This window comes from Janthinobacterium sp. UMAB-60, assembly GCF_900095235.1.
Classification (GTDB): domain Bacteria; phylum Pseudomonadota; class Gammaproteobacteria; order Burkholderiales; family Burkholderiaceae_D; genus Janthinobacterium.
Genome location: NZ_LT607496.1, coordinates 121,836 through 131,207, shown reverse-complemented (window position 1 = coordinate 131,207; position 9,372 = coordinate 121,836). Strand labels below are relative to the sequence as shown.

Here is a 9,372-nt window from a genome sequence, read left to right as displayed (position 1 = left end):
ATGCCGCCCGACACGGGCCTGGGCATCGCCGCCACGTTCGGCCAGGAGCGCGACATGCCCACCTGGACGGCCTGCGTCGCGCGGGTGAAAGTGGACCGCAGCACTTGCATGGTGAAAGTCGAAAAACTGTTCATGGTCATCGACGCGGGCAGCATCGTCGATCCCGATGGCGCGCTGGCGCAGGCGGAAGGGGGCGCGCTGTGGGGCGTGAGCATGGCCTTGCATGAAGGCACGGCTTTCCTCAACGGTGAAGTGAAGGATACCAACCTGAACACTTACACGCCGCTGCGCATGGCCGACGTGCCCGAGCTCGACATCGAATTCGTCGCCAGCACGGCAACGGCGACGGGCATGGGCGAGCCGCCCACGACGGCCGTGGCGCCCGCCATCGGCAACGCCATCTTCGCCGCCGTGGCCTCGCGCGTGCGGCATTTGCCGATCCGCCCGGAAGCCGTGCTGAAGGGGCTGGACCGGCACGGCGCCGTCTGATGCGGGCGTGGGGCAAATTTGACGTGCGCCGCGCGTGAACGGACGCAGGCTGGTACACTGAGAATTGCCGCTCAGGGCGCGCAGGCGGCGCCCGGTCCGGCAAAATCAGCTTGATGTCAGCTCGATTCCAGTTCGATAGCGGAGGCAGCCATGCAAGAACAATTTGTCAGCATCACGGCCGATGAACTTCAAATGGACGGCGTGCTTGAAATGCCCGAGCGACCGGTCGGCATCGTCCTGTTTGCCCACGGCGCGGGCGCCGATAGCGACTATCTGGGCGCTTCCAGCCACGCCACTTCCCAGGATTTTTTGCGAGCAGGCATCGCCACCCTGCGCTTCGACCAGGGCGGTGTCGCGCCCGGCGGCGGCGGCGATGGTCACGCGTACTTCGTGCGCAGCGACATCGTGCTGCTGGCGCGCCAGCTGGAAAAAGCCCTGGGCTGGCTGCAGGTCGACCCGTCCACGCGGCGCTTGCCCTGCGGCCTGTATGGCTATGGCACCAGTGCCGCCGTCGTGATGCAACTGGCGGCCTGGCGCAGCGCGGAAATTGCCGCGCTGGCCGTCTGTGATGGCCAGGTGGAAATGGCGGGCAAGGCGGCGCTGGAAAACGTGCGCGTGCCATCGTTGCTGATCGTGGGCGGGCGCGATCCCGATGTGGCCGGCCTGAACCGCATGGCGTTTGCCACCTTGCGCTGCGACAAACAACTGGAACAGATCGCCGCGCCTGGCGGCCCCGACACGCGCCACCAGGCGGCCCTGCTGGCCACGGACTGGTACACGCGCCATTTCAACGGGCATACCAGTACGGCGCAGTAGGGCAGCAGGTCAGGCGGCGCGCAAGTTCCTCGCATGGAAGCGCACGTGCTCTTCCATGAAGCTGGCGATGAAGTAATAGCCGTGGTCATAGCCGGCATGGCGGCGCAGCCGTAATGGCTGGCCGGCGTCGCGGCACGCCGCTTCGAACACCTCGGGGTACAGTTGCTCGGGCAGGAATTTGTCGGCCAGGCCCTGGTCGATCAAGATGCCGTTAGGAAATAGTGCCGGCTTGCCCTGCAGGCCGCGCATCAGCGCGCTGGCATCGTACTGCTGCCAGCTGGCCTCGTCACTGCCCAGGTAGCCCGTGAATGCCTTTTTACCCCACGGGCACTGGCTCGGCGCGGCGATGGGGGCGAAGGCTGAGACGGAGCGGAACAGGTCTGGGTTGCGCAAGGCCAGCACCAGCGCGCCATGGCCGCCCATCGAGTGGCCGAAGATGCCCGTGCGTTGCGCATCGAGCGCCAGTTCCTGTTCCAGCAGCGCGCGCAGTTCCAGCAGGTAGCTATACATCCGATAGTGGCTGCGCCACGGCGCTTCGGTGGCATCGACGTAAAAGCCGGCGCCCGCGCCGAAATCCCAGGCATCCGTTTCGCCCGCGATATTCGCGCCACGGGGGCTGGTGTCGGGCGCGATCAGGATCAAGCCTTCCTCGGCCGCCACGCGCTGCGCGCCGCCCTTGATCATGAACGTTTCTTCCGTGCACGTCAGGCCCGCCAGGTAAAACAGGGCGGGGCGTTTGGTGCTGACCGTGGCGCCTGGCGCCGTATCGGGAATGAAAGCCGAGAAACGCATGGGCAAGCCGATGGCGTGCGCGTCGTGGCGATAAAAGCGTTGTACGCCGCCAAAACAGGCGTGTTCACTCAACAGTTCCAGCATGAATTCTCCTCGTTAATGCCACAGTATAGCCAGAGTGGCGCAGGGCCGGCACGGCATCAGCCCAGCATGGCCGCTAACGCAGGCAGGATGTCCTGTGCCGGCGCTTCGGCCTTGAAGGCCAGCAAATGGTCGGCGCGCGTCTTGCCCAGGTTGATGGCGGCCACGGGCTTGCCCGTTTCGGCCGCCATGCGGCACAGGCGAAAGCTCGAATACACCATGACGGACGAGCCCACCACCAGCAGTGCGCCGGCCGCCTGCATCTTGCTTTCGGCCTCGGCCGCGCAGGCGGCGGGCACGCCATCGCCAAAAAACACCACGTCCGGCTGCAGGGTGCCGCCGCAGCGGGGGCAGGCGGGCAGGTGGAAGGTGGCCAGCTGGGATGGTTCCAGCAAGGCGTCGCCATCGGGCGCCGGCGTGGCCGTGGCGCCCAGCAGTTGCGGATTGTCGCGTTCCAGCAGGTCCTGGATCAGGCGGCGCGTGTGGTGGGTCCGGCAATCGAGGCATACCACGCCATGTATGCTGCCGTGCAACTCCGTGACGGCGGCGCTGCCCGCCTGCTGATGCAGTCCATCGACGTTTTGCGTGACCAGGCCGCCGATGCGCTGGCGCTGCGCCAAATGCGCGATGGCCAGGTGACCGGGATTGGGCGTGGCGCGCGCCAAGGTGGGCCAGCCCACCATGCTGCGCGCCCAGTAGCGGCGGCGCACGGCTTCCTGGCGGCGAAAATCGGGGCCTTGCACGGGGGCGTTGCCGCGCCGCACGCCGTCCGTGTCGCGGTAGTCGGGAATGCCGGATGCCGTGCTGATGCCGGCGCCCGTCAGCAGCAGCACGTCGGGATGGCGGCGCAGGAACTGCGCCAGTTGCTCCAGGGCGGCATCGTCGCTGGCGGCTTGCAGGCTGGCTGAGGGAAAATTTTGCATGATGCGCCATGCTAACCGAAAAGCATGGCGCCGTTGCAAGGGCAGTGATTACTCCAGTTTCATGCCGAAACGCTGCAGCCGCGGCTGCCAATGCTCCTGAATATTGGCCGAGACGAGGATGCGCTCGGCCTTACCGATCAGCAATGCGCGGGGCACGAAGCCGAAATAGCGCGAGTCGGCGCTGTTGTCGCGGTTATCTCCCAGCATCATGAAGTGCTCTGCCGGCACCGTCACGGGGGCAAAGCTGCGCGCCGCGCCCGCGATTTGCGGCAAGACCTGGATGCGGTGCTGCTCGGTCGCGTTGCGCTCGCTGATGCGCTGCGCCGTCAGCTGGCCCATGTGGGCGATGCTTTCAGGCGCCGTGTCGAGCGCCGTGTACCGGGCGGGCTGGCCATTGATGACCAGCTGTTCATTGCGCATTTCCACCGTGTCGCCGGGCAGGGCGATGATGCGCTTGATCAATCGCGTGCCGTCTTTCGGCGAGGAAAAGGTGACGATGTCGCCCCGTTGCGGGTCGCCCAGGCGCTGCAGCACGATATTGGTGAGCGGCACTTTCAGGTTGAAGGCGAGGCGATTGACGAAGACCACGTCGCCTTCGAGCAGGTTGGGGCGCATGGACGCCGACGGTATGGGATTCCAGTCCGCCACGGCCGTGCGGAATACGCCGAACAGCAGCAGAAACATCAAAAAACCTTTGTTGGCGCGCATCCATGTTTTCATCTTGGCTCTTTCGCTGGGCCGTGCCCGTGATGGTGAGGGAGGCGCCATTGCTGCTGGCGCCCTATCCACGATGCACGGCGAGGCTGAAGCCAGTCTTAAATCAAGCGCCTGCGCGGCCGATGGCGTGGCCGTTGTTGCGTGCAAGCATCAGCCTAGGGATGCCGGCAGGGCGCCTGTGCGTCGTCGTCGCCGTTCCGCAGGCGCTTGCCATGCATGTCATCCCACAGCTCGCCCAGCGCCACCAGCAAGCCGCCGGCCACGAGGGGGATCGCCACCAGCCATGGCATGCTGTCGATCCAGGGGCCCAGCAGGATGGCCGAGGCCACGGCGATGACGAGGGCGCTGCACCAGAAGCGGCGCGGATGCCGCAGGGTCAGCAGGTAATGAAGGTGGTTCATACATCCTCCTTGGTGAGCAGGCGGAACAGCCGGGCGGCCAGGATGCTGCTGACGGCAATGACGATGCAGCCATCCAGGAAAAACAGCACCTTGCCCACCAGATGCATGCCCTGCACGAGATAGAGGGGCAGTTCCCGCGCTTCCGCCCACTGCGTCATGCGTGCCAGCACGATGGCGGCGGCAAAGATGACAACGGCCAATGCCAGCACCAGCAGCACATGTTCGAACAGGCGTAGCCGCAGTTTCATGTTGGACTTGGCAAGATAGGGGAAATTCCCGAACCCTGACGTTATCAGTTCAATATCGCCGTGCTTTGCGCTGCGACAAAGGCGCGGCCGACAGGACAGAAACTGCGTTGACGCCGGAAAATGCGCTTATTTGAAGGCCTTGATGACGGCATCGAGCTTGACCTTCAGCGACTTGTCGTGCGCGTGGATGGCCGGCACGTCGCGCTGCACGCCGAGCAACTGGTAGACGGCCGTCTGCGCCGCGCGCACCGAGTATTCCACGGTGAAGACGACATCGTCGGTGAGCTCCACGAACTGGCTGACGAAGGCCAGGTTGACGGAGTTGGCCGGCACGGGCAGCGGGCGGTCGCTCTTTGCGCGGGGCATGAACATGCTGGTGATGTAGGGCATGCGGCAGGGAATGCAATTGGCCGTGGCCATGATGTCGAGGTCGAAGTTCAGGTGGCCGCACAGCTCGCGCAGGATTTCCTCGCCACTGCAGTCGGACATGGGCTTGGCGACGAAGTTGCCGATGCGGTCAGGGTGCAGCGCATAGCCCCAGAATACTTGCACGCCCTCAGGCTGGCCGGCGAAATGAGGCTGGTGCGCCAGCACGATGGACATGAACCAGTTGCTGTCCTTGAAGGTGACGAGGCCGCCCGTGCCCGCGCTGTTGCCGGTGAATTGCTCCATCCTGTCAAAGAAGGCGCTGTCCTTCAGGGTGACCGTGTACGAGGCCCAGTACGATTCGGGGATGCTGCTGTTGAAGGCGGCTGGACGGCCCAGCTCCGGGCGGCCTTCGGCCAGTTTTTCCCACAGCAGCCAACCCTGGCTGTCGTTTTTCGTGCGCTTGGCCGGCGCGCTGTGCATGCTGCCATAGCTGGAGGCATCCGTCATCGAGGCGTTCTGGAAAAAGACCAGGTCGCCGGCCGCGACGGGAATCACGTCGGCCAGGCCGCGCCGCTGGCAGTGCAGGGCGGTGGCGGTCAGGCGGCCTTCGGGTTCCTGAACCTCGATATCGGTCACCGTGCAATCCATGATGATGTTCACGCCTTGCTCTTGCAGCCAGGCGACCAGCGGGCGCACCAGCGAGTCGTACTGGTTGTAGACGGTACGCTTGACGCCGGCCAGGGTTTCGATGCGCGAAAACTCCATCATGAAGCGGTGCAGGTAGCGCTTGAATTCGACGGCGCTATGCCAGGGCTGGAAGGCAAACGTGGTGGCCCACATATACCAGAACTTGGTGTCGAAAAATTCGGGCGAGAGCCAATCCGTGATGGCGCTGCTGCCCAGGGTGTCTTCATCGGCTTCCGTCAGCTTCAGCAGTTCCAGCCTGTCCTGCATGGAAAAGCCCATGCTGCTGACATCGACCTTGAAGCGGTTGCGGTCGACCAGGCGCGCGCGCGAGTGGGGAATGTGCCGTTCGTTGAAGGCGATGGTTTCATCGTAGACGCTCTGGCCCGCATGTTCGAGCGAAGGGATGCTCTTGAACAGGTCCCAGGTGCACTCGTAATTATCGGTGGTCAGCATGCGCCCGCCGCGCAAGGTGTAGCCATCCTCGGCATTGCCGCCGCCATCGAGGCTGCCGCCCGTCACGGGCGATGCTTCGAAGATGGTGATGTTGCTACCTTGCATGCCGCCGTCGCGGATCATGAAGGCGGCCGCGGCCAGCGAGCCGATGCCGCCGCCGACGAGGTAGGCTTTTTTGTCTGTATTACTCATGGTTTTTCCCTGAATGTGAGTGCATCCGCATGCGCGAAAGGCTGGCAAGCGGCACGGCCGATGCCGTGCCATATTTGCCTATCTTACAACGTCAGGGGGAGAGTTGGCGGATAAATAGAGCGTTCGTTCGGTTTTTTCAGGCGCCAGCGTGTTCCTTGCGGCGTTCAAAAGGCCGCAAATCCGAGTGGCCATATTGGTGAAACCGTTGCCCTGCATGACGGCGATCGAGTCCAGGTTTTGCGCTGCGTCCACCGACCTGTTTGCCGAGATGGAATGCAGTCGGAAACGATATGCCAATATAATCAGCTGGCGCATTTCGCCGCACATGCTTGAATTCATGAAGGAGCAGCATGCTGTCCCATATCTGCCTCGGTACCAATGACTTTCCCCGCGCCTACGCCTTTTACTCGGCCCTGCTGGGAGAACTCGATTTGATCGAAAAATTTCATGATCCGGCCCAACCCTGGGCCGGCTGGATGGCGCGGCAGGCGCCGCGCCCCCTGTTCGTGCTGACGGCGCCGCATGACGGCTTGCCGGCGACGCCGGGCAATGGCCAGATGACGGCCTGGCTGGCGGCCAGCCGTGCCCAGGTGGACCGCTGCCACCAGGCCGTGCTGGCGCTGGGCGCCGTGTGCGAGGGAGCACCCGGCTTGCGGCCCCATTACCACGCCAATTACTATGGCGCCTACTTCCGCGACCTCGACGGTAACAAGCTGTGCGTCTGCTGCCACGCCGAGGAATAGTTCAGCGCGCTCCCCACACGTCGTCTTCCGTCCAGCCCAGCTCCAGGAAATCCTGCGCCCGCTCGCCCGCTTCGCCGGCGCAATAGAATTCATCGAGCTGCGGCGCTTCGATGCGCGTGCCGGCCAGCATGGCGTGCACTTGTCCCCGGTGGTGGATCTGGTGCTGGAACAGGTGCGCCAGCAGACGCTGGCGCGTGTCGATTTGCGGATTGTCGCGCAGGATCGTCACGGGCCGCGCCAGGTCCGCATCGCACAGGCTGCGGCAATGGGCGATCAGGCGCAGGTCCGAGGCGTGTTGCGCCGCGTGCAGGGCCGCGCAATCGGTAAATGGCTCGTCCTTTTCAAAGAAGACATAGCAGTCGGCATGGGGCGCTTCGCCGCGCAGCTCGCGTTCGAGCGCGTCGAGATAAAACCAGTCGCACGTCAAAATGTGGTTCAGGGTGAACTGGATGGTGGGAAAAAAGCTGACGCGCGTGGCCTGGAACTCGGCCTGGGTCAGCTGCCCGCAAGCCTTCAGCAGGCGATGGTTGGCCCAGGCGTTGTTGTACGCCTGGCTGGTGACATAACGGGCCAGCGGATTGTTCATGATGGACCTTGCAAAGCAGGGAACCTGCGAGAGTGCCACTTTAGCATGTTGCGGCAGGTGGACAAAGCGCTCACGCCAGCCGCACCAGCGCTGCTGTCATCAAGTAAAATCATGAAGCGAACTTCGCGATAATGATGGATACAGGGCTCGGGACAGCAAAATGGGTTGGATAGGAAAATTACTGAACGGCGGCGACGAAAAAAACAAGCCTGCGCCAGTCACGGAGGCGGCGCCAGAGATGGCACTGCAGCCGGCCACCATCACCGAAATCGATGCCATCTACTACCGCTGGCTGGCGGCTGCGGGTTCGGCGCAGGCTCCGGCGGAGGCGGAACAGCAGATTCTGGACGAATTGGCGCGCCTGGCCCGTGAACCGATCGCTGGCGCCGCGCTGGTGCCGCGCATTCCAGCCATCATTCCGCAGTTGATGCGTACCTTGCAAGATGAAAACATGAGCGCGGCCAAGCTGTCGGCCCAGCTGGCCCAGGACGTGCTGCTGGTCGCCGAGGTCTACCGCGAAGCGAACCGGCCCTGCTACCAGTCACGCTACAACGCCAGTCCGTCGATCAATAACATGGAAGGCGCCATCATGCTGCTCGGGCAAAACGGCATGCGCATGCTGCTCGCCCGTGTCGCCTTCCGTCCCATCGTCAGCATGCAAAGCGGCGGACTGACCGTGCGCACGGCGCCGCTGATCTGGCGCCAGTCCGAGAAATGTGCGCTGGCGGCCAGCCTGGTCGCGCCGACGATGCATGCCAACGCCTTCGATGCCTATCTCGCGGGGCTGATGGCCAATGTCGGCCTGGTGGTGGCGTTCCGGCTGATCGACCAGATGCATGCGCCCGATGCCTTCCCGCAATCGGACGCCTTCATTGCGCAGGTGTTTGCGCAAGCACGCATCTTGTCGGTACGCATCGCCGAATTGTGGGAGTTTCCCCAGTCCGTGACCCGCGCGATCGGGCAGGCGGGCGTCGATGCCGATGCCGATCCGCAGGCGCAAGCGCTGGCGCTGGGCGAGCGCTTGAGCAAGCTGCGCATGCTGGCCGATAGCGGCCACTTTCCTGCCGACGATCCCTTCGTGACGACCGGACTGGGCAAGAGTGCCCTGCAGGCGTTTGACAAACTGGCCGACGACGACGAGTGATGCCAGCCGCGTGCGGCTGATTTCCCTCAGCGCGCAAAATACAGTTCGTGCAGGTGCTCCAGGTTGACTTCGGAAGCTGCCTGCGACAGCGCCACTTTGCCGCTTTGCATCAGGTAGACGTGATCGGCCACGCCCACGGCGCGCGCCGTGTTCTGCTCGACGAGGATGATGGTGCGCTTGCCGTCGTTCAGGCGCGCGAGGATCTCGAACAGTTCATTGACCACCAGCGGCGCCAGTCCCAGCGACGGCTCGTCGATAATCAATAGCGACGGGTCCGACATCAAGCCCCGTCCCATGGCCAGCATCTGCGCCTCGCCGCCGGAGAGCGACCCGGCCAGTTGGCGGCGCCTCTCGTGCAGGCGCGGGAACATGGCATAGGCTTCGGCCAGGCGCGCCGGCATGTGGCTGCGGTGTTCCTTCGGGAAGGCTCCCATGATCAGGTTTTCTTCCACGCTCATGTCGCGAAACGTCATGCGCCCCTCGGGGATCATCGTCACGCGTGCGTCGCTCATCTTCCAGGTGGGCGTGCCGTTGATGGCCACGCCGTCGAGCGCGATGCTGCCCGCGCCCACGGGCAGCAGCCCCATGATGGCGCGCAGCAAGGTCGTCTTGCCAGCCCCGTTCGGGCCGATGATGGTGGTCAGCTTGCCCTTCTGGATAGCCAGCGAGACATCCCACAGCACGTTGATGGCGCCATAGCCGGCGCGCAGTTGACTTATTTCAAGCATCGA

General features: G+C 64.1%; 12 protein-coding genes. 4 read left to right on the top strand and 8 right to left on the bottom strand.

The features are described from left to right. Both K0F86_RS27715 and K0F86_RS22100 read left to right on the top strand, forming a co-directional pair. Positions 1–489: molybdopterin cofactor-binding domain-containing protein (locus tag K0F86_RS27715; RefSeq protein WP_257572298.1), on the top strand; the 489-nt coding region annotated here is incomplete at its 5' end. A 150-nt stretch (positions 490–639) separates the two neighbouring features. Continuing rightward, positions 640–1,305, top strand: a complete 666-nt coding sequence (locus K0F86_RS22100; RefSeq protein WP_219136325.1) for a dienelactone hydrolase family protein — start codon at positions 640–642, stop codon at positions 1,303–1,305. Positions 1,306–1,314: 9 nt separating this feature from the next. Here the strand turns inward: K0F86_RS22100 and fghA are convergent, their stop codons facing one another. The 6 genes from fghA to K0F86_RS22070 form a co-directional block, all read right to left on the bottom strand. Beyond that, positions 1,315–2,181, bottom strand: coding sequence for an S-formylglutathione hydrolase (fghA, locus tag K0F86_RS22095; protein ID WP_306823219.1), 867 nt, complete (start codon positions 2,179–2,181; stop codon positions 1,315–1,317). A 56-nt stretch (positions 2,182–2,237) separates the two neighbouring features. Beyond that, positions 2,238–3,101 (bottom strand): NAD-dependent protein deacetylase, encoded by an 864-nt coding sequence (locus K0F86_RS22090; protein ID WP_219136324.1) that lies wholly within the window; start codon positions 3,099–3,101, stop codon positions 2,238–2,240. Positions 3,102–3,149: 48 nt separating this feature from the next. After that, positions 3,150–3,821, bottom strand: a complete 672-nt coding sequence (lepB, locus tag K0F86_RS22085; RefSeq protein WP_219136323.1) for a signal peptidase I — start codon at positions 3,819–3,821, stop codon at positions 3,150–3,152. A 152-nt stretch (positions 3,822–3,973) separates the two neighbouring features. Then, positions 3,974–4,219 (bottom strand): hypothetical protein, encoded by a 246-nt coding sequence (locus K0F86_RS22080; protein WP_219136322.1) that lies wholly within the window; start codon positions 4,217–4,219, stop codon positions 3,974–3,976. Beyond that, entirely contained in the window at positions 4,216–4,467 is a 252-nt protein-coding gene (locus K0F86_RS22075; RefSeq protein WP_100872490.1) for a hypothetical protein, read from the bottom strand. Before K0F86_RS22075 ends, K0F86_RS22080 begins: the two co-directional genes overlap by 4 nt. 126 nt (positions 4,468–4,593) lie before the next feature. Further along, complete coding sequence (locus K0F86_RS22070; RefSeq protein ID WP_219136321.1) at positions 4,594–6,168, bottom strand: oleate hydratase; 1,575 nt, start codon at positions 6,166–6,168, stop codon at positions 4,594–4,596. Positions 6,169–6,518: 350 nt separating this feature from the next. On the opposite strand from K0F86_RS22070, the gene K0F86_RS22065 reads away from it, so the two are divergent. Continuing rightward, positions 6,519–6,911, top strand: coding sequence for a VOC family protein (locus tag K0F86_RS22065; RefSeq protein WP_219136320.1), 393 nt, complete (start codon positions 6,519–6,521; stop codon positions 6,909–6,911). Position 6,912: 1 nt separating this feature from the next. Here K0F86_RS22065 and K0F86_RS22060 read toward each other — a convergent pair whose 3' ends face one another. Next, on the bottom strand, positions 6,913–7,497 hold the full coding sequence (locus K0F86_RS22060) for a DinB family protein (protein WP_219136319.1): 585 nt from the start codon (positions 7,495–7,497) through the stop codon (positions 6,913–6,915). A gap of 238 nt (positions 7,498–7,735) precedes the next feature. Between K0F86_RS22060 and K0F86_RS22055 the strand changes: the two genes are divergently transcribed. Then, entirely contained in the window at positions 7,736–8,641 is a 906-nt protein-coding gene (locus tag K0F86_RS22055) for an HDOD domain-containing protein (RefSeq protein WP_219136318.1), read from the top strand. Positions 8,642–8,667: 26 nt separating this feature from the next. Here K0F86_RS22055 and K0F86_RS22050 read toward each other — a convergent pair whose 3' ends face one another. Beyond that, entirely contained in the window at positions 8,668–9,369 is a 702-nt protein-coding gene (locus K0F86_RS22050) for an ABC transporter ATP-binding protein (RefSeq protein ID WP_219136317.1), read from the bottom strand. Positions 9,370–9,372 lie beyond the last annotated feature (3 nt).